The organism is Haematobacter missouriensis (assembly GCF_000740775.1).
GTDB lineage: Bacteria > Pseudomonadota > Alphaproteobacteria > Rhodobacterales > Rhodobacteraceae > Haematobacter > Haematobacter missouriensis.
Genome location: NZ_JFGS01000013.1, coordinates 58,844 through 76,822, shown reverse-complemented (window position 1 = coordinate 76,822; position 17,979 = coordinate 58,844). Strand labels below are relative to the sequence as shown.

The 17,979-nt window shown below is 63.1% G+C and carries 17 protein-coding genes and 1 pseudogene; 11 read left to right on the top strand and 7 right to left on the bottom strand.

Translation table 11 applies throughout. The annotated features are described in order from the left end of the window. The first annotated feature begins 21 nt into the window (after positions 1-21). The gene (locus tag CG51_RS10140) at positions 22-1,695 is read left to right on the top strand and encodes a flavin monoamine oxidase family protein (protein WP_035744532.1); all 1,674 of its coding nucleotides are present in this window, start codon (positions 22-24) and stop codon (positions 1,693-1,695) included. 206 nt (positions 1,696-1,901) lie between these two features. Here CG51_RS10140 and CG51_RS19140 read toward each other — a convergent pair whose 3' ends face one another. After that, entirely contained in the window at positions 1,902-2,741 is an 840-nt protein-coding gene (locus CG51_RS19140) for a hypothetical protein (protein WP_051930389.1), read from the bottom strand. Position 2,742: 1 nt separating this feature from the next. Then, positions 2,743-3,315, bottom strand: coding sequence for a TetR/AcrR family transcriptional regulator (locus CG51_RS10130; RefSeq protein ID WP_088233811.1), 573 nt, complete (start codon positions 3,313-3,315; stop codon positions 2,743-2,745). 70 nt (positions 3,316-3,385) lie between these two features. Here CG51_RS10130 and CG51_RS10125 point away from each other — a divergent pair, with 70 nt between their 5' ends. Continuing rightward, positions 3,386-3,835 carry a MaoC family dehydratase gene (locus CG51_RS10125; RefSeq protein ID WP_035744530.1) on the top strand — a complete coding sequence of 150 codons (450 nt, stop codon included), beginning with the start codon at positions 3,386-3,388 and terminating at the stop codon, positions 3,833-3,835. Positions 3,836-3,840: 5 nt separating this feature from the next. Here CG51_RS10125 and CG51_RS10120 read toward each other — a convergent pair whose 3' ends face one another. The 3 genes from CG51_RS10120 to CG51_RS10110 all read right to left on the bottom strand — a co-directional run bounded on the left by CG51_RS10120 (position 3,841) and on the right by CG51_RS10110 (position 6,495). Further along, complete coding sequence (locus CG51_RS10120) at positions 3,841-5,121, bottom strand: DUF3422 family protein (RefSeq protein ID WP_035744528.1); 1,281 nt, start codon at positions 5,119-5,121, stop codon at positions 3,841-3,843. 81 nt (positions 5,122-5,202) lie between these two features. Next, positions 5,203-5,835, bottom strand: coding sequence for a GntR family transcriptional regulator (locus CG51_RS10115; RefSeq protein ID WP_035744526.1), 633 nt, complete (start codon positions 5,833-5,835; stop codon positions 5,203-5,205). Between the two features lie 57 nt (positions 5,836-5,892). Then, the gene (locus tag CG51_RS10110; RefSeq protein ID WP_035744525.1) at positions 5,893-6,495 is read right to left on the bottom strand and encodes a GNAT family N-acetyltransferase; all 603 of its coding nucleotides are present in this window, start codon (positions 6,493-6,495) and stop codon (positions 5,893-5,895) included. Positions 6,496-6,653: 158 nt separating this feature from the next. Here CG51_RS10110 and CG51_RS10105 point away from each other — a divergent pair, with 158 nt between their 5' ends. Beyond that, the gene (locus CG51_RS10105) at positions 6,654-7,832 is read left to right on the top strand and encodes a pyridoxal-phosphate-dependent aminotransferase family protein (RefSeq protein WP_035744524.1); all 1,179 of its coding nucleotides are present in this window, start codon (positions 6,654-6,656) and stop codon (positions 7,830-7,832) included. A 32-nt stretch (positions 7,833-7,864) separates the two neighbouring features. Continuing rightward, positions 7,865-8,217: pseudogene (locus CG51_RS10100) on the top strand (YigZ family protein). Positions 8,218-8,230: 13 nt separating this feature from the next. On the opposite strand, the gene CG51_RS10095 reads toward CG51_RS10100, so the two are convergent. Then, positions 8,231-11,284, bottom strand: coding sequence for a hybrid sensor histidine kinase/response regulator (locus CG51_RS10095; protein WP_198947721.1), 3,054 nt, complete (start codon positions 11,282-11,284; stop codon positions 8,231-8,233). 158 nt (positions 11,285-11,442) lie between these two features. Here CG51_RS10095 and CG51_RS10090 point away from each other — a divergent pair, with 158 nt between their 5' ends. The 3 genes from CG51_RS10090 (at position 11,443) to CG51_RS10080 (ending at position 13,445) form a co-directional block, all read left to right on the top strand. Beyond that, positions 11,443-12,399 (top strand): 3-hydroxyacyl-CoA dehydrogenase NAD-binding domain-containing protein, encoded by a 957-nt coding sequence (locus CG51_RS10090; RefSeq protein ID WP_035744522.1) that lies wholly within the window; start codon positions 11,443-11,445, stop codon positions 12,397-12,399. Between the two features lie 74 nt (positions 12,400-12,473). Next, positions 12,474-12,797 (top strand): GNAT family N-acetyltransferase, encoded by a 324-nt coding sequence (locus tag CG51_RS10085; RefSeq protein WP_035744520.1) that lies wholly within the window; start codon positions 12,474-12,476, stop codon positions 12,795-12,797. A gap of 9 nt (positions 12,798-12,806) precedes the next feature. Then, positions 12,807-13,445, top strand: a complete 639-nt coding sequence (locus CG51_RS10080) for a hydrolase (RefSeq protein WP_035744517.1) — start codon at positions 12,807-12,809, stop codon at positions 13,443-13,445. A gap of 20 nt (positions 13,446-13,465) precedes the next feature. Here the strand turns inward: CG51_RS10080 and CG51_RS10075 are convergent, their stop codons facing one another. Next, on the bottom strand, positions 13,466-14,365 hold the full coding sequence (locus CG51_RS10075; protein ID WP_035744515.1) for a LysR family transcriptional regulator: 900 nt from the start codon (positions 14,363-14,365) through the stop codon (positions 13,466-13,468). Between the two features lie 134 nt (positions 14,366-14,499). Between CG51_RS10075 and CG51_RS10070 the strand changes: the two genes are divergently transcribed. From CG51_RS10070 to CG51_RS10055, 4 genes are all read left to right on the top strand, one after another. After that, a complete protein-coding gene (locus CG51_RS10070) occupies positions 14,500-15,432 on the top strand; it encodes a ring-cleaving dioxygenase (protein ID WP_035744511.1) in 933 nt (310 codons plus the stop codon). A 68-nt stretch (positions 15,433-15,500) separates the two neighbouring features. Further along, positions 15,501-16,106: an alpha/beta hydrolase gene (locus CG51_RS10065; RefSeq protein ID WP_035744510.1), complete on the top strand. Its 606-nt coding sequence runs from the start codon at positions 15,501-15,503 to the stop codon at positions 16,104-16,106. 120 nt (positions 16,107-16,226) lie between these two features. Continuing rightward, positions 16,227-17,183: a bile acid:sodium symporter family protein gene (locus tag CG51_RS10060; RefSeq protein WP_035744509.1), complete on the top strand. Its 957-nt coding sequence runs from the start codon at positions 16,227-16,229 to the stop codon at positions 17,181-17,183. A gap of 56 nt (positions 17,184-17,239) precedes the next feature. Next, complete coding sequence (locus CG51_RS10055) at positions 17,240-17,869, top strand: TetR/AcrR family transcriptional regulator (RefSeq protein ID WP_051930384.1); 630 nt, start codon at positions 17,240-17,242, stop codon at positions 17,867-17,869. The last annotated feature ends 110 nt before the right edge of the window (positions 17,870-17,979 follow it).

The following is a 17,979-nucleotide window of genomic DNA, read 5'->3' as shown; positions in this document are numbered from 1 at the left end:
GGACAGCACAAGGCACGACCGATGACCCTCCTCGACACCGACACCCAGCCCGGCGTAAGCGCATTTGGCCCCGACTTCCCCTTCGCCTATGATGAATGGCTGGTTCACCCCGCCGGCCTCGGGGCGATACCGGAGGAGCGGTACGGAACGCAGGTCGCGGTGATCGGTGCGGGGGCCGCGGGAATCGTCGCGGCCTACGAACTGATGAAGCTTGGCCTGCGGCCCGTCCTGTACGAGGCAGCGCGCTTCGGGGGCAGGCTCAGGTCCGAGCCTTTCGAGGGGGCGGACGGCATCGTCGCGGAACTGGGCGGCATGCGTTTTCCCGTCTCGTCCCGCGGTTTTTATCACTATATCGACCTGCTGGGGCTGGAAAGCCGCCCCTTTCCCAACCCTTTGACCCCGGCTGCAGGGTCCACGGTCATCGATCTGGAAGGGGAGACGCACTATGCCCGGACACTTGCCGATCTTCCCCCGCTCTACCATGAGGTCGCCGCCGCCTATCGCGATGCGCTGGAGGAACATGCCCGGTTTTCCGATCTGCAGGCCGCCATGCGCGACCGCGACGCGACGCGGCTGAAAGAGCTTTGGGATCCTCTGGTGCGGGACTGGGACGAACGGACCTTCTACGATTTCGTCGCTTCCTCCTCCGCCTTCTCACGCCTCGGTTTCCGCCACCGGGAGGTCTTCGGGCAGGTGGGCTTTGGCACAGGAGGCTGGGATAGCGATTTTCCGAATTCGATGCTCGAAATCCTGCGCGTCAATCTGGCAGAACTGGATGACAATCAGCGGTTCATCGTGGGCGGCGTGGAGCAGATGCCGCAGCAGCTCTGGCGTCACCCGCCGGAGCGGCTGGCACATTGGCCCCGTGGCACGACGCTCGCCTCCCTGAACGGGGGCGCGGCGCGAGGTCGTGTCGTGGGGATCTCCCGTTCGCACGCAGGCGATCTCCGCATCCGGGACCGCTGGGGGCGCGAGGATGACTACCCGGCCGTGATCGTGACCTGTCAGAGCCACCTTCTCACCACTTCGATCAACGTTGACGAAACGATCTTCGACCAGAAGCTGTGGATGGCGCTGGACCGCACCCGCTACATGCAGGCTGCAAAGACCTTCGTCATGGTAGATCGGCCGTTCTGGCGCGACATCGACCCCGACACCGGGCGAGAGCCATTGTCGATGACCCTGACCGACCGCATCACCCGCGGAACCTATCTTTTCGACAACGGCCCCGATCAGCCGGCGGTGATCTGTCTCAGCTATTCATGGATGACGGACGCGCTGAAGGTCCTGCCACTGTCCTGCGAACGGCGGGTGGAGCTTGCGCTCGCCGCGCTGAAACAGATCTATCCGACGACCGATATCGCCAGCCATATCGTCAGCCAGCCGATCTGCGTGAGCTGGGAGGCGGACGAAAACTTCCTCGGCGCGTTCAAGGGCGCGCTGCCGGGTCACTACCGCTACAACCACCGGATGTTTGGGCATTTCATGCAAGCAGGCCTGCCTGCCGCCCAACGCGGCATCTTCCTTGCCGGTGACGGGATAAGCTGGACGCCCGCCTGGGTCGAAGGTGCGGTGCAGACCGCCCTGAATGCTGTCTGGGGGGTCATGACGCATCTCGGGGGGCAATCGCCCGCGGATAACCCCGGCCCGGGAGATATGTATCCGCGTCTGGGGCCGCTCCGCCTCGGGGACTGATCTGAATGGGTCTTTCCGCGCGCATTAGTCTCCCTGTGAAGAGCGGTTGGGGATGAGAGGAAGGGCAGCGAGCAGTGCTGACCCTGATGCGAAACCGACGACCCATTGGCGCGACGTTCGGCGTATGGGAGAATCCGCGCGTGAGCCCTGCCATCTGCCTGCCGCTCTTCATCGGGGCTGCGATTGGGCGAGGAAGCCTGCGACGGCTAGAGCGTCAGGCATCCGGCAAGCGCGCCGCGCAGGGCCGATGTCGAACCACGCAGCGGCAAAGCCCCTTGCGATAGGCCGTTGACGGACACTCCAACAGTTCCATCCCGACCGGACAGTCTCCGCGCCAAGGCCCCTCCCGCAAGGCTGATGACATAAGCATCGGACGTCCCCTGCTGGCGGCTGGCCGGGCCGCCCAACGCGCCTTCCGAAAATGCGAAGTCGATCCGAACGGTGGCCTCGCGCGGGCGCTCCCTAAAGACCACGGCAAGCCATGGCTGATCCCCGAGGCAGAAGGCGGAAATAGAGAAGATATTTCCCGGCCCCGGCGATATAGCCACAGGCGGCAACCCCTGGGTTCGGCGCAACTGCCATCCCTGAGTTACGGTGGGTTGCGCCGCGGCGGGCCGATCGACCCCAGCAAAAGACCGGCGAATCTCGCAGCTTCTGCGTTGTGGAGGGGTGCAAAGCTGCCCATTGACGCGGCGGATGACCGTCGCCCCTTCCAGCCGCCAGGCTTCGGCGTGGCCCGCATCGGCGGCAAAGTACCCGCCGGGCCCCGACAGCCAGACTGTAACCGGGCACCCCGCAGTGCCACAGAAGAAACCGGCCACCCCTTCACAGGACAGATGGGCAAGATCGGTGACATAATCGGGACGCCCGTCCCCGTTCAGATCCGCCGCGACAAGATACCCCGCTTCAGCGACCGCCCGGCCGCCTGCCTTCTGACAGGCAGCCATATCCTCTGCTTGCACGCGGGCCACCTCCCGCGGCACCGTGCTGGCCACGGCGGAAAAGGGCGCAAGCAAGGCCGCGAGAAGCAGGAGCACAATCTTCATTTCATTTTCCCTCGGGTCGGGCCTGCACGCAATCGGCGGGTTCGTCCTGGAAACTAGCCGCCCCGGCCCCATCGTCCAGCAAGGCGTCGCCGGAACCCAGCAGCCGCGCGCCTGCAAGGGCGGCCACGCCAGCCCGCGCAATGTCGGGAGGAACGCCCGTCAGGTCCCCGTAGAGCGCCACAAGCCGTGAAATTCCGTCCCGCCATGCGACGGCGAGCAGGGTGTCTGGCGCGTTCCGCACATCTGCTGCAAAGGACAGGATCGGGCACGTGCGCTCCGCCGGGCGGGGACGGAGATAAAAGGCGCGGAGCCTTTCCGTCACGTGACCCTCTCCCTCCGACGCTCCCCCTCTCCAGGCCTGCTCAGCCTCCGCAAAGGCTGCGGCGCAGGCCGCTGCGGCCAGCGCGTCCTTGCTGACAAAATGCCGGTAGAAACCGCCCTGTGTCATTCCCGCACGTTGCATGACCTCGGCAATACTCACATCCGTCACACCACGTGCGCGAAACAGCGCCATCGCCGCAGCGAGGATCTGCTCTCGGTTCGCGGCCATCTTGCTTCGGCTGGATCGGGTCATGTGCCACCGTCCCGGTTGACAGCTTTGCGCATTTGGCGTTCGATCATACTCTAAACGCTGGAGGGGCATGATGGAACCACTTTATCTGGAGGATATCACACCGGGATTGCGGTTCCGCAGCAGCGAGCATCGGATGGAGACTGCGGATATCCGAAGGTTTGCCGCCGATTACGATCCGCAACCCTTCCATCTTGACGAAGAGGCGGGTCGTGCCTCCTTTTTCGGCGGGCTGGCGGCGAGCGGATGGCATACTGCGGCTGTCACGATGCGGCTCCTCGTCGGTGGCGGGGCACCGCTTGCGGGGGGGATCATCGGGGCGGGCGGCGAGATACGCTGGCCGCAGGCGACCCGTCCTGGCGATGTGCTACATGTGGAATCCGAGGTGCTCGACGTTGTTCCCTCTCGGTCGCGCCCGGATCGTGGAATGGTTACTTTGAAAAGCCGGACACTCAACCAGAAAGGCGAGGAGGTACAGGTTCTCACCGCCAAGCTGGTCGTGTTCCGCAAGCCTGTCGACTGAACTTTTCAGTCGTGCAGTCCGGCCCTGATGCGACGGAGTGTCAGGGCCACGCCTAGCATGATGACCGGCACCAACCCTGCCGTCAGCAGTGATTTCGGAAGATGCCACATCTCGGCGAAGGGAAGCAGCAGATACGAGGCGAGACTCACCGCATAATAGCTAATGGCGGCGATGGACAGGCCCTCAACAGTGTGCTGCAGGCGCAGTTGCTGGTCCGAGCGACGGTCCATACTGGCAAGCAGCGCCTGGCTCTGCGCGGAGCGGCCGACATCAACGCGCGTACGGAGCAGGTCCCCGGCCCGCTCCGCGCGATCCGCCATTGAGGTCAGCCGCTTTTCTGCCGAACGCGCTGTGCGCATGGCCGGCTCATAACGACGCTGCATGAACTCCGCGAAGGTCTGGTAGCCGGGTATCCGCTCCTCTCGGAGCGCCGTCACGCGATGATGCACGATCGCCTCATAGGCGCCTGTCGCGCCAAAGCGGAAGCTCTCGCCTGCGATCAGCCCTTCCAGTTCGGACGATACGGAAAGAAGCTGCCCCAACGTTTCCTCCGCGCTCGCCCCGCCCGTGGCAAGGCCGGAGACAATGGCGGTCAGCCGCGCATCGATCTCCGCCATGGGAGCGGCGATCCGCTGCGCCGCCGCAAAACCCAGAAGCGAAAGCGTGGCGTACAATTCGATCTCGCACAGGCGCTGCAGCAACCGCCCCACGCGCCGGGTGCCGGTCCCATGCTCCACGAAAAGCGCAAAGCGGGTATGGCCAGCCGCATCCAGGCGGAAATCACTGGCCGCGATGGCATGATGATCGATCACCCAAGCTGCGGCAAGGCTTTCCGCCACAAACCAATTCGAGAGCTTCTCGGAAAGCCCGGCCTCCGTCTCCGGCATCTCTTCCACCCGGAAGCAGGCGGAAACGAGACGCAGCCCCGGGGCCGACGCCAACCACTCGGCCGGTATCAAGGCCTCTGGCGAAAAGGGCACGGCCCCCAGTCGTGGGCTGATGATGGTATAGCTGAATGCTTCGGCATGGCTTTCCCATTTCAGCACCGCGTCGCCAATCTGGCCGGTGAAGTGCGTCGCGCCCGGCGGCGGGGCGGGAAGGCCATACCGAGCCAGCAATTCGGCAAGATGCGCCCGTTCGGCTGTCCGGTCACGCGGGCCGATGGCGTCGGCAGGCGTCAGCGCGATATAGAGTGCATCCGCTGGCACAGGAACAGGCGGCGATGGCCGCGCGTGCAGCTCATCGCTCAACGTGCGGCGAAGCGGATGGTCGGCCAGTTCCGGCATTGCTAGGTCCCTTTCTCCTGCCCAGACACTGACGCAGCGGGCAGAAGACGGCAATCCGCCCTTTGGCCGTGTTTCGCGGCTTCACGCTCCGGCACGCACGGCGTCGATCAGCAGGACCACATGCCGCCGTCCGGCCTCCTCCGCGGCTTCGCCATTTCCCGAAAGCACGGCCTCCCGTATCGCACGATAGGATGATACATGCGCCGCACGCGGTATGGCTGTGTAGGCGCGAATGAGATGGAGTTGCAGCTTCGGCAGGCTACGCGCCAGTTCGACGCTGCCACTCGCCCGAAGCAACGCCCGGTGGAAGCGCGTCCTGAGCCGTGCATAATCCACCCCCTCGCTATCGGGAGCAGCATCCAGCATCGCGGCCGTCTCCTCGGCGAAGGCAAGACGGATGTCGGGATCGGTCATGCGCTCCGCCGCCAGGCGGGCGTTCAGGCCGACCAGCGCCTCCGTGACGCGGAGAAGATCGATCATCTCCTCCTGACCGGGGCGGCGGATGGTCGCGCCCTTGTGTAGCACGATATCGACCACTCCTTCGGCGGCGAGGCGGCGAAACGCCTCCCGCACGGTGGAGCGGCTGACACTGTGGCGCGCCATCACCTGCGCCTCCACCAACCGCTGCCCCATGACAAGGTCGCCGTCATAGATCGCACGTATAATGGCGCGCACAAGCATGTCCGGCGCGCCATTTATTTCCTCGCTGGCCATGTCGTCCTCCACATCGGGCTTCTGCTCCTAACCGAGCGCGTGCGTCGTGAAAAGGCGTCAGTCGATCAGCGGTACCTGCGGAGCGGCTTCACGGGGCAGCAGGCCCGACAGGCGTGGATCATCAAGCACCTCGACCCGTATCTCCACGGGCCGGAACCCCATCCTTTGATAGAAGGCCAAAGCGGAGGGATGGTCGAAGTGACAGGTATGCAACCAGACCTTGCTTACCGGGCGCGCCCAAGCGGCAGCGAGCGCCGCGCCCATCATCGGCTTGCCAAGCCCGCGGCCCGTTTCCCCTTCCACCAAGCCGAAGAAGGCCAGTTCGCACTCCCCCGGCGCGCAGAAGTTCAGCTCCACCAACCCAATCGGCACACCGTCCCGCAGAAGGTGGAACAGCTCCACCTCCGGGTGGGAGAGCGTAGCTGCCAGTGTTTCGTCCGACATCTTCAGGCGGGACACCCACAGCAGGTTCTGTCCGATCGCCCGGAACAACATGCGATACTCGGCAGGGGCGGGCGGCGCGACTTTCTGGAAGGTGATGCCCTCCGGCCAATCCGGCGGCGCAACGGAAGGAGGCGATGTCATCTCAAGCCAGGTTACCACCGTCGCCAGCTTGCCTTTCGGCAAGGGGGTATAACCATCCTCGAATGCGCTCGTCATCGCCTGCTCCGCTGCTCTCCATCACCGGCCGAAGTGAGCCGGGGCACCGGCGTTGTCAAGCGGAGGCCCCGCCCGAATGAGGAGCTGCCGCCTGTGTCGTGCGCATTGCCTACCCTTTGCGCCAGGTCTAGGGTCGACATGACCTGATGGAGATCGAGATGCCCCTTCCCCCAGAGGCCGGCAGTCTTTTCACTCTGACAACCGGCCCAGTCACCTGCTACCCGGAAGTGCTTTCCGCCCTTGCCCGGCCTGTGCTTTCCGATGCCGACCCGGCCTTTCGCACCTTTTACACCACGACGCTGGACAAACTGCGCCGCGCGCTGCCTGCCCGGACGGTCGTGATCCTGCAAGGCGAGCCGGTGCTTGGGCTGGAAGCCGCGGCGTTGTCGCTGGTCGCGCCGGGAGACGCGGTGCTCAATCTGGCATCGGGCGTTTACGGGGCGGGGTACAGCCAGTGGCTATCACGCAATGCGGGGGTGATGAGAGAGGTCCGCACGGCCTTCGATGCCGTGATCGACCCGGAGTCCGTCCGGCAGGCCCTCCTCCGCCATCCCGAAACCGCTGTGGTCGCCGTATGTCATCATGACACCCCTTCCGGTACGGTGAACCCGCTTGTTGAGATCGGCGCGGTGGTGCGGGAGCATGGCGCTCTCCTCGTTGTGGATGCGGTGTCTTCCTGGGGCGGAATGGAAGTGGACATGGTGGGCTGGGGTATCGATCTGCTGATAACCGGCTCGAACAAATGTCTGGGATGTCCGCCGGGGCTCACGTTGCTTGGTATATCCCCGCGGGCCTGGGAAAAGATGCGAGCCAATCCTGCGAGCCCCCGCGGCTCTTTCCTCTCGATTCTCGACTGGGAGGGTATGGAGGATCCCGCGCGCGCCTTCCCCTTCTCTCCGTCGGTTGCGGAAGTTCATGGGCTTGCTGCCGGGTTGGACCGCTACCTTGCCGAAGGGCCTCGGGCGGTATGGGCGCGCCATGCGCTCACCGGTGCAGCAATGCGGGCGGGCGTAAAGGCGATAGACCTTACCCTCTGGCCCGCGCGGGAGGAAACCGCCGCCGCGACCTGCACCGCCATCCGCCTGCCAGACGGGGTAGAGGAAACGGCCCTGCGGAATGCGATGCGGCAGCATTATGGCGTCGTCATCTCTGCGGGGCGCGCAGATACATGGAACCGGCTTGTCCGGGTCGGACATATGGGGCCGACGGCAGAGCCGATCCACGTGCCGCTTGCCCTCACCGCGCTCGCGGGGGCGCTCGGTCGGGTCACGGGACGGAAGTGGGATCTGGGCAGCGCCGTAACCGCCGCCCTCGATGTCATCGACAGCGCCACTTGACGCGGGGACCAAGGACGGGTCACCCCCTCTCTATGCTGACGCTCGACAACATCATCTCAGACCGCGGCTCCCGCTACGCCGTGTCCGGCGCGCCCTGTCACTCGGCGGCGGAGGCGCACGCTCTGCTGACCGAGCTGAAGCGCAATCGGAAATTCGCCAAGGCCACCCACAACACATGGGGGCTTCTGACGGCGGAGGCCCGCTCAAGAACGACGACGGTGAAAGCGGGGCGGGCATGGTCATCCTGCGGATGCTGGAGCGGGCAGAACTCCGCCAGCATCTGATCGTCGTGACACGCTGGTATGGCGGCAAGCACCTGGGTGGTGACCGGTTCCGGCATGTTCAGGAGGCGGTGAGGCTTTACCTCGCCGCAATCTCCGGCTGACCGTGGCAGGGTATCAGTTCTCGGCCGATCCCTGCCCCCGGACAGCATTAACCAGAGCCTCCACGCTATAGGGCTTCGCCAGTACGCTTTCTGCCGTACCCGGCGCTACGGCGGCTGCGTCTCCCGTGGCAAAAACTACCCTGATGGCCTTCTGGAGCTCGGCCGCATGCCGGGCCAACGCCGCACCGGACAGCCCGGGCAGATGATAGTCGCTCACCAGCACGTCGAACGATTGGGAGGAGAGCAACCGCAACGCGGCTTCCGCGCTCCCAGCCTCTTCAACCGTCATGCCTTCTTCCCGCAGGATTTCCGCCGTGTCCATTCGGATCAACGGATCATCCTCCACGAGAAGCACCCGAAGCGAGGGGCGTGACGTCGCATGGGTGGCTGCCCTCCCACTAAGCCCGGCAATCGCCTGCTGCTCACGGTTTGCAAGCACGTGGCGCAGCTTCCGGGCCAGAGCCTCGCGGGTGTAAGGTTTGGAAAGCAGCTCAACGCCGGCGTCGAGCCGACCCCCGTGCACGATGGAATTCTCCGTGTAGCCGGATGTGAACAGCACTGCGACACCCGGTATGCGCTCCCGAGCCTTGCGGGCGAGATCGGGGCTTTTCAGCGGTCCCGGCATGACGACATCGGTGAAGATCAGGTCGATGGGCACACCACTTTCGACGACATTCAGCGCGGCAGAGGCGTCTGGCGCCTTCAGCACCCGATAGCCAAGATCTTTCAGCATATCCACGACGATGGCACGCACCTCGTCGTCATCCTCGACCACCAGCACCGTCTCATGACCGCCGACGATCTGACCCTCATCGCGCAGGACCGCGATATCCTCCGCCTCCAGCGAACGCGGCAGATAGAGCTTGATCGTGGTGCCATGCCCCTGCTCCGAATAGAGCTTCACATGGCCGCCTGACTGTTTGACGAATCCATAGACCATGGACAGGCCAAGACCGGAGCCCTTCCCCTCCCCCTTGGTGGTGAAGAACGGCTCGAACACCTTCTCCGCAATCTCGGGCGGGATGCCACAACCGGTGTCCGAGACAGCGATCATCACGTATTGGCCGGGCGTCACTTCGTCATGCTGCCGGGCATAATCGTCATCCAGGTGCGCGTTGGCCACCTCGATCGTCAGGCGCCCGCTTCCCTCCATCGCATCCCGCGCATTGATGGCAAGGTTGAGGAGAGCGTTTTCCACCTGCGCCTGATCTATGAATGTGTTCCACAGCCCGCCGCCAAGGATCGTCTCAACCTCCACCCCTTCGCCAAGGGCACGGCGGAGCAGTTCATCCATTCCGCTGATGAACCTGCCGACATTGACTACTTTCGGCTCAAGCGCCTGCCTCCGCCCGAAGGCAAGAAGCTGAGCGGCAAGCTTGGCCCCCCGCTGCAGCCCGGCCATTGCGCTTGCCACACGCGTTTCCGCGCGCGGAATACCACCGACATCGCGGGCGAGCAGCTGCAGATTGCCGGAGACCACCTGCAACAGGTTGTTGAAATCATGTGCAACCCCGCCGGTGAGCTTGCCCAGCGACTCCATTTTCTGCGCATGCGCGAGTTTCTTTTCCGCATCCCGCCGTTCGGCGATCTCGCTGATGACACGCGCTTCGAGCGCCTCATTAAGTATGCGAAGATCGTCCTCCGCGCGCTCGCGCTGGCGGACCTCGGCGGCAAGCGTTTCGGCCTGTTCGCGCAACGCCGCCTCAGCAGCCCGCTGATGGGTTATATCCGTATGGACGCCCACCCACTCACGAATCTGCCCATCCGAACCGATGACCGGCACAGCGCGGACCGCAAAGGTCCGCCAGACGTCATCGTGACGGCGGACGCGGTGCTCGTATTCGAACACGCCCCGCGTCGCGACGGCGCGCTGCCATGCCGCGATGGAAGGCTCTACATCGTCGGGGTGCAGCGCATTGGCCCAGCCATAGCCCTGATATTCACCCTCGGACTGACCAGTCAAACTCGCCCAGCCAGGTTGCTCTCCAACCATCCGCCCATCGGCGCTGTTAGTCCAAAGCACGCCGTGAATCGCATCGATGGCCCGCCTGAACCGGTGGTTGGAGTAGGTCAGCTCTTCCTGCCGGGCGACCCTATCCGTTTCGTCAAAGGCGAGAATCATGATGCCCATGATCTGACCCGTCGTGGCATCCCGCTGAGGCAGGTACCTCACGGTAAAGTAATGCAGCTCGCCGTCGAGGTCGCGCAGGTGGAAATAGTCGTGCACATCCTCGCCCTGCAAGGCTCTCCGCAATCCTGGTTCCCGGTCCTCCATCAACGCAGGCCCGATCATTTCACCGATGGTCCGCCCGATCATCGCCGCCGGGTCATGGCCGAGAAGTTTACGGTAGTAGTCGTTCGCGAAGCGGTAGGTCAGATCAGTATCCACGAGCGCGACAAGCGCAGGCATGGCATTGGTCAGCGAGGAAAGCTCCGCCTCGCGCCGTGCAAGGGCCGTTTCCGCATTAATCCGGGCGGTATTTTCAACTACCTTGCACAATGTGCCCCGGATCTCGCCGCCGAAATCCCGAACCGGCGCATAGAACAGGTCAAACACATGGTCCGTCTCATGTTCGCCATCGCGAAGGACAAGATGCTGATTCCGGTAGGCGGGCGTTTCTCCCGCAAAGACCCGACGCAGGATTTCGCCGTTCCAATCCGCAACTTCCGGCAAGACAGTGAGAGCAGCCCGCCCCATCGCTTCGGGATGCCTGGAACCAAGCAGCGGGGCATAGCTGTCGTTATAAAAAAGAGCGCCGCTCTTCCCCCACATCAGGGCCGTGGGAACCGGCGTCTCCAGCATGTTCGCCACGGTCATCCGCATCGCGGCGCTCCAGTCTGACACCGGTCCGGTCAGATCCGCGCAAAAAGCGCCACGCCGCAATATGTCGCCGCAAGTGCCACCGCCAACAGGCCAGCCGGAAACCTTTCCAACCTGACGCATGGCCTCATTGGCTGCCGACAGTGTCGCACCGAGTCGAGACTCGTCCTCTATCATCAGGAGATCGGACAGGAATGCCTCAATCTCGCTGCGGAGATGCGGATTCTGGGTCTTGGGTTCCTGCATGCCGGAAAGAAGCTCCAAGGAATATCGCTGGCCGAGAGGGATATGGCATAGAGAGGGTCGATGGCAATGGCGACAATTTCACTCTTTCCGTAGCCGTTGCAGGGCGACCATTCCGTCGCTAGCCTCCCCTGCACAGGGTGCGACGTTGGGGGGAAACTATGTCACTGATTGATGTAAAGAATGTAACAACCGTCGCGGTGATCGGAGGTGGCACGATCGGCGCATCTTGGTCAGCCTGGTTCCTCGCGCAGGGTTTCACGGTAAGGTGCAGCGATCCGTCCGCCGCCGCGCGGGAAGCCGCCCCGGGGATGATCGCCGCCTGTTGGCCCCAGCTTTCGGCACTGGGGGCAAGCGGCAGCGCGGATCAGGCGCTGGCCCGATTCTCTGTTTGGGAAAGCCACCTTCAAGCGGTCGAAGGGGCTGACTATGTACAGGAAAACGCTCCGGAACGCCTCGAACTGAAACAGAAACTGCTTTCTGAAATCGACGCCGCGCTTCCCATCGACCGTGTCATCGGTTCCTCCACTTCCGGCTTGAAGGCGAGCGACATGCAGACCGGCATGGCTCATCCTCAACGGCTGGTCGTCGCACATCCGTTCAATCCCCCGCATCTCGTTCCACTGGTGGAGATCGTCGGAGGGAAGCAGACGTCCGAAGAGGCCGCGGATTGGGCGGTCGCCTTCTTCAACGCGCACGGCAAGCGCGCGATCCGCGTCCGCAAGGAGGTGCCGGGACACATCGCCAATCGCCTCCAGGCCGCGCTCTGGAAAGAGGCCGCCTATCTCGTGCAGTCCGGGGTGGCGAGCGTTGAGGATGTGGACCTGGCGACCAGCGAGGGGCCGGGTCTCCGCTGGGCGATCATGGGGCCGCATCTCACCTTTCATCTTGGCGGCGGCACGGGCGGAATGGCCCATTTTTACGACCACCTTGTGCCCGCGATGCAGACATGGTGGGCCGATCTGGGCACGCCGGTGATGGATGCCGCGCTTCGAGAGAAGCTGGTCGAAGGCGTGCAGCAGGAAGTGGGGGACCGCAGCATCGCCGATCTTTCAGCAGAGCGGGACCGGAAACTCATCGCCATCCTCAACGTTCTCTCTCCGGATCCGCAAGATTGAAGGACCGGCAGCTGAAGAGCAGCACTTGAAGAACTGTCCAAAGACCCATCTTCCGGGAGACGGGGAGGCACTGCATGAGCGATTTCATTTTCGGGCGCGAAGAGTGCGATGCCCGTCACGGGCGGTTCACCGCCAGTCTGGCAGACCATGATGGCGTGGCGGAGATCACCTATACCCGCCGGGGCAATGGGGTGATCTCGGCCGATCATACCGGCGCGCCAGACAGCCTTCGCGGTACCGGCGTGGCGGCGGCCCTCGTGGCACATATGATCGACGACGCGCGGGCAAGCGGCACGCGGATCATCCCGCTCTGCCCCTATGTCCGTGCACAATATGAGAAACATCCCGAATGGTCCGATGTCATGTCCGTGGCGCCGGGCGAAATGCCGCAAATCTGAGGTGCAACTATGCCGAAACTCGATCCCGAACCGATCCGAGACCCGAAGGCCGACAGCCTTCTGACGCCTGAGAACTGTGTACTCGTCATCATCGATTACCAACCCGAGCAGGTGCGGACCGTGAAATTCGCCCCGCAGGAGGTGGTGATGATGAACGTCGTCGCGGCGGCGAAGCTGGCAAGGGCATTTGACGTTCCCGTCATCCTTTCGACCGTGGCTGTGGATATGGGCGTGAACGAGGGGACGGCACAGGAAATTCTCGATGTCCTGCCAGGAGTGCCGGAGATTGATCGAACGGGGGTGAACGCATGGGAGGATGCGGACTTCCGTGCTGCGGTAGAGGCGACGGGCCGAAAGAAGGTCGTGATCGCAGCCCTCTGGACGGAGGTATGTCTTGCCTTCCCGACGCTCGACATGCTGAGGGAAGGATATGAGGTCTATCCGGTGGTCGATGCCGTCGGCGGGATTTCCCCCGTTTCGCATGAAAGTGCCCTCCGCAGGATCGAAGCTGCAGGTGCACAGCCGACCACTGCCATCGCTTTCGGCTGTGAGCTCATGCGCAACTGGGCACGTCCCAATTCGGATGAGCTGCGCAAGGTGATGCGGTGGTATTTTCCGAAGAAACGGGAACTCGACGCCGCAAAGTGACTGGACTGCGGCCGCTAGGGCTACAGGGGCCGCGTCTCCTTCACATAGACTTCGAAGAAGTCCGAAAACGTCGCAACCCGCACCGGTAGTCGCTCATAAGGCGGGTAATAAAGCGTGAGCCAGACCGGGGGAGGCATCCAATCTGGAAGTACCGGTTTCAGCCGACCCTCGGTCAACGCGTGAGCGACAATGAATCGGGGGAGGAGCGCGATTCCTTCACCACTCAGCGCCAGGTCGGCCAGCAGATCCCCGTTATTCGAGCTGAATATGCCCTTCGCACGGTGACTCCTGCGTCGGGTGCCCGAAGACAAATCCCAGATCGGTTCGCGCGCATCCTCGGCATATCCAAGGCAGTCGTGTTCCGTTAAATCCTCCGGTTCGCTTGGCGCGCCCCGCGCGGCGAGATAACCGGGGGATGCTACCAGCAGGCGGGGGACATCGCAAAGCTTGCGCCAAACAGTCGATTTATCCACTGGTGGACCGGAGATCCGAATAGCGAGATCAAAATCCTCCTCCACGATATCAATGAAATGATCCGAGAGGACGACAGAGACATGCGTGCCTCCGTGACGTGCCGCGAATTGTGACAGCACACCAGGCAATACCCGCTGGCCAAGTGACATCGGCGCAGCGAGCCGCAGTCTCCCCGACATCACTCCGTATTGGGCACGGGTCTCCTCAGTAGCGGCTTCGATCTGTCTGACAAGGGGAGCCATGCGTTCAAGATAACCTGCTCCCGCCGATGTCAGGGATACCTGACGGGTCGTTCTCAACAGAAGCTGAATACCCAGCCTGTCCTCCAGCGCCGCAATGGTCCGCGTGACCGAGGCGGGCGTGGTCCCAAGCAGCCGCGCAGCACCAGTGAAACTGCGCGCGTCCGCTACGGCAAGGAATGTGCGCAGAGATTCAAGTTCGCCCATCCCCAATTATTACGTTATATGCAATAATTAATGCAACATTATAAACGTTCTCTTTCACAATATTTCCTCCCATCTTGTTGCCAAGACATCAGGAGGCGCTGCATCAGCCCTCCGTTCTCTGAAAGGGATCGACCATGCTGAAACAGATCAAAGGGCTGCACCACGTCACCTCCATGGCTGCGGATGCCCAGCAGAACAACGACTTCTTCACCAAGACGCTCGGCCTTCGTCGGGTCAAGAAAACGGTGAACTTCGACGCGCCGGATGTCTATCACCTCTACTATGGGGACGAGGTGGGTACGCCCGGTTCGGTCATGACTTATTTTCCCTTCCCCCATATCGTGCGTGGTCGTCCCGGCACGGGAGAAGTGGGGGAAACGGTATTTTCCGTGCCCAAAGGATCGCTCCCCTACTGGAAGGAGCGCCTCTCGGGTTACAATGTCGGCGGCATGAAGGAAGAGGAAGTCTTCGGTGAGAAACGCCTGCGCTTCCAGGGGCCTGACGGCGACGGGTTCGTTCTGGTCGAAGTGGCAGACGACAATCGCGCGCCATGGGCGGGCGGGCCGGTCGCTTCGGACGAGGGTGTTCACGGGTTCCACAGCGTCTCCATGCGACTCCGCGACGGAGGGGCGACGGGCGAGCTGCTCCGCTTCATGGGCTATGAAGAAGTCGACCGTCAGGGTGACATCACGCGCTTCGGGGTGAAGGATGGCAATGGCGCGGATTTCATCGATCTTGAGGTGCTGCCCGGTGCGCCTTCAGCGCGTCAGGGGGCCGGTTCCGTCCACCACGTGGCATTTGCCGTACCTGACCGCGCCGCTCAGCTTGAAGTGCGCAAGGCGCTGATGGACACGGGCTACCACGTGACACCCGTGATCGACCGGGACTACTTCTGGGCGATCTACTTCCGCACCCCGGGCGGCGTACTCTTCGAGGTGGCGACCAACGAGCCGGGTTTTGACCGGGACGAGGATACCGCGCATCTCGGCGAAGCCCTGAAACTGCCGACGCAGCACGCACACCTCCGCCCGCAGATCGAGCGGATCCTTACGCCCATCACGGATTGAGCGATCCTGTTTCACGGCGCGTCGCTGACCATACGGCGGCGGCGCGCTTCACATGAAAGGAGCATTCCATGCCCCTCGACAGCTATCATCATATCGCCCGCGCTCCCGCCGCTGGGCAGCCATTGGTGCTTGCCCTGCACGGTACCGGTGGGGACGAGCATCAGTTCGCCGGGCTGGTGGAGCAGATTCTTCCCGGCGCAGGCCTTATCTCGCCCCGCGGTGACGTGTCTGAACACGGGGCCGCACGCTTCTTCCGCCGCACGGGAGAGGGGATTTATGACATGGCCGATCTCGACCGGGCGACGTCCAAGATGACGGCCTTCATCCGTCACCATCGCACTGCGAATCCAAACGCGCCGGTCTATGCATTGGGCTATTCCAACGGAGCGAACATCCTTGCCTCCGTCTTGTTCCGGGCACCGGAACTGCTGGACCGCACGGTACTTATGCATCCGTTGATTCCGTGGACACCCGAACCGAACGCCGGACTTGCTGGACGGCAGGTACTCGTCACTGCGGGCAGACGCGATCCGATCTGCCCCCTCCCTCAGACGGAACAGCTGGTCAACTGGCTCAGGGGTCAGGGAGCGGAAGTGGACCTTGCGCTGCATGATGGCGGCCACGAAGTACGTCAGGAAGAAATATCGCGTATGGCTGGGTTCCTGCGCGCCTGACCAGCACAGACAACAGGAAGGGGTCCGCGACAGCGGACCCTTTTGCCATGCGCCGTCTTGCCTCCCGCTTATAAAGCGCTTATCGCCCTCCGGAATAAAGTTGCGAGAGGGGGAGACCTGATGAAAGCAATTGAACGTTTATCCACCTTTGTGGGCAAGACATTCGCCCTCTGGGTGATCCTGTTTGCGGTGCTCGGCTTCCTGCTTCCCGACGTGTTCCGTCTCGTGACTCCATGGATCGTCACGCTGCTTGCCATCATCATGTTCGGGATGGGGTTGACGATTTCAGCCGACGATTTTCGCGAAGTCGTCCGTCGTCCCTATGATGTCGGCGTGGGTGTCATCGGGCAGTTCCTTATCATGCCGCTTCTTGCGGTGCTCCTTACCAAGATAATCCCAATGCCGCCGGAAGTCGCGGCAGGCGTGATTCTTGTCGGGTGCTGCCCCGGTGGTACGTCCAGCAACGTGATGACGTATCTTTCCAAGGGCGATGTGGCGCTGTCAGTGGCCTGCACAAGCGTGACCACGCTGCTTGCGCCGGTAGTCACCCCTTTCCTTGTATGGATGCTGGCAAGCGAGTTCCTTCCCGTGGATGGCTGGGCAATGTTCCTGTCGATCGTCAAGGTCGTGCTGGTGCCGCTCGCCCTCGGCTTCGCAGCGCAGAAGATCATGCCCGGTCTTGTACGCAAAGCCGTCCCGGCCCTGCCGCTCGTGAGTGTGTCGGGCATCGTGCTCATAGTCGCCGCGGTCGTCGCGGCCTCCCGCGCCTCCATCCTGCAATCGGGCCTGATGATCTTTGCGGTCGTTGTCCTGCACAACGGGCTTGGCTACCTCATCGGCTTCTTCGCTGCCAGAGCCGCGGGTCTGTCGCTGGCCAAGCGCAAGGCAATCGCGATTGAGGTGGGGATGCAGAACTCCGGTCTTGGTGCCGCTCTGGCGACCGCCTACTTCTCGCCGCTCGCCGCAGTGCCGAGCGCGATCTTTAGCGTCTGGCACAATATTTCGGGCGCGCTGCTGGCGAATTATTTCGCCGGACGAACCGACGAACAAACCACCGCCAAAGCACGAAATGCCTGATCGGAGGACAGCGCCTCTCGCCGGGAGGCGCTTTTTCTGCTATCTACCTTTCCCTCATGTCGACCGATGCCCCGCTTCCCCGGCCTGCCACACGCGGCCCAAGCCCCGCCAAGACCCAGCGGACCCAGGCCGCCATTCTCGATGCAGCCATGGCGGAGTTTCTGGAATACGGCGTCGCGGGCGCACGCATGGACAGAATCGCACGTCGCGGGGGAATGGCCAAGGGTACGCCTTATCGCTATTACCCCACGAAAGAGGCTCTCTTCGAAGGGGTTGTCCAGCGCGCGATGGACGAGCGGAACGCGCTGCGCGATACCCCGGCATTTCTACCCGGAGAGACACTGGGACAACATTTTCGCCGCGTGATGCTGCCTGTCGCGGAACAGCTCGAGGCTTCCGGTCGGGCCTCGCTCGCACGGCTGGTGCTCGCCGAAGGTGGCGCGTCGCGATTTCTGGCCGAGACCTACTTTCGCAGCATCTACGAGCCGACCAACGCCTATATTTCCGCGGCGATCCGCATGGCCATTGCGCGTGGCGAGGTGTGTGACCCCCGACTCGCAGCAAATCCCCAGCTGCTCGTCGCGCCTCTCTGGGTTGCGATGGTCGAAGGCGGGGTGCTTAATCCGGGCGGGGAAATCTCGGCAGCCTCCCTGATGGAACTGCAGATCTCGCTGTTCTTCTCCTGACGCACGGGCAGAAGATCACATTCGAGACGCGGGGTTGTGATATCCACGACAACCCCATAAATGACCTTGCAGTCATTTATGTTTGACGGAAGTCTCACCGCATTCTCCTG

Coding starts and splice junctions, on each gene's coding strand:
- CG51_RS10090 (WP_035744522.1), top strand. CDS start 11,443: ATGTCACTGATTGATGTAAAGAATGTAACAACCGTCGCGGTGATCGGA.
- CG51_RS10085 (WP_035744520.1), top strand. CDS start 12,474: ATGAGCGATTTCATTTTCGGGCGCGAAGAGTGCGATGCCCGTCACGGG.
- CG51_RS10065 (WP_035744510.1), top strand. CDS start 15,501: ATGCCCCTCGACAGCTATCATCATATCGCCCGCGCTCCCGCCGCTGGG.
- CG51_RS10055 (WP_051930384.1), top strand. CDS start 17,240: ATGTCGACCGATGCCCCGCTTCCCCGGCCTGCCACACGCGGCCCAAGC.
- CG51_RS10060 (WP_035744509.1), top strand. CDS start 16,227: ATGAAAGCAATTGAACGTTTATCCACCTTTGTGGGCAAGACATTCGCC.
- CG51_RS10120 (WP_035744528.1), bottom strand. CDS start 5,121: ATGCCGGAACTGGCCGACCATCCGCTTCGCCGCACGTTGAGCGATGAG.
- CG51_RS10095 (WP_198947721.1), bottom strand. CDS start 11,284: ATGCAGGAACCCAAGACCCAGAATCCGCATCTCCGCAGCGAGATTGAG.
- CG51_RS10115 (WP_035744526.1), bottom strand. CDS start 5,835: ATGGCCAGCGAGGAAATAAATGGCGCGCCGGACATGCTTGTGCGCGCC.
- CG51_RS10080 (WP_035744517.1), top strand. CDS start 12,807: ATGCCGAAACTCGATCCCGAACCGATCCGAGACCCGAAGGCCGACAGC.
- CG51_RS10130 (WP_088233811.1), bottom strand. CDS start 3,315: ATGACCCGATCCAGCCGAAGCAAGATGGCCGCGAACCGAGAGCAGATC.
- CG51_RS10110 (WP_035744525.1), bottom strand. CDS start 6,495: ATGACGAGCGCATTCGAGGATGGTTATACCCCCTTGCCGAAAGGCAAG.
- CG51_RS10070 (WP_035744511.1), top strand. CDS start 14,500: ATGCTGAAACAGATCAAAGGGCTGCACCACGTCACCTCCATGGCTGCG.
- CG51_RS10125 (WP_035744530.1), top strand. CDS start 3,386: ATGGAACCACTTTATCTGGAGGATATCACACCGGGATTGCGGTTCCGC.
- CG51_RS19140 (WP_051930389.1), bottom strand. CDS start 2,741: ATGAAGATTGTGCTCCTGCTTCTCGCGGCCTTGCTTGCGCCCTTTTCC.
- CG51_RS10140 (WP_035744532.1), top strand. CDS start 22: ATGACCCTCCTCGACACCGACACCCAGCCCGGCGTAAGCGCATTTGGC.
- CG51_RS10075 (WP_035744515.1), bottom strand. CDS start 14,365: ATGGGCGAACTTGAATCTCTGCGCACATTCCTTGCCGTAGCGGACGCG.
- CG51_RS10105 (WP_035744524.1), top strand. CDS start 6,654: ATGCCCCTTCCCCCAGAGGCCGGCAGTCTTTTCACTCTGACAACCGGC.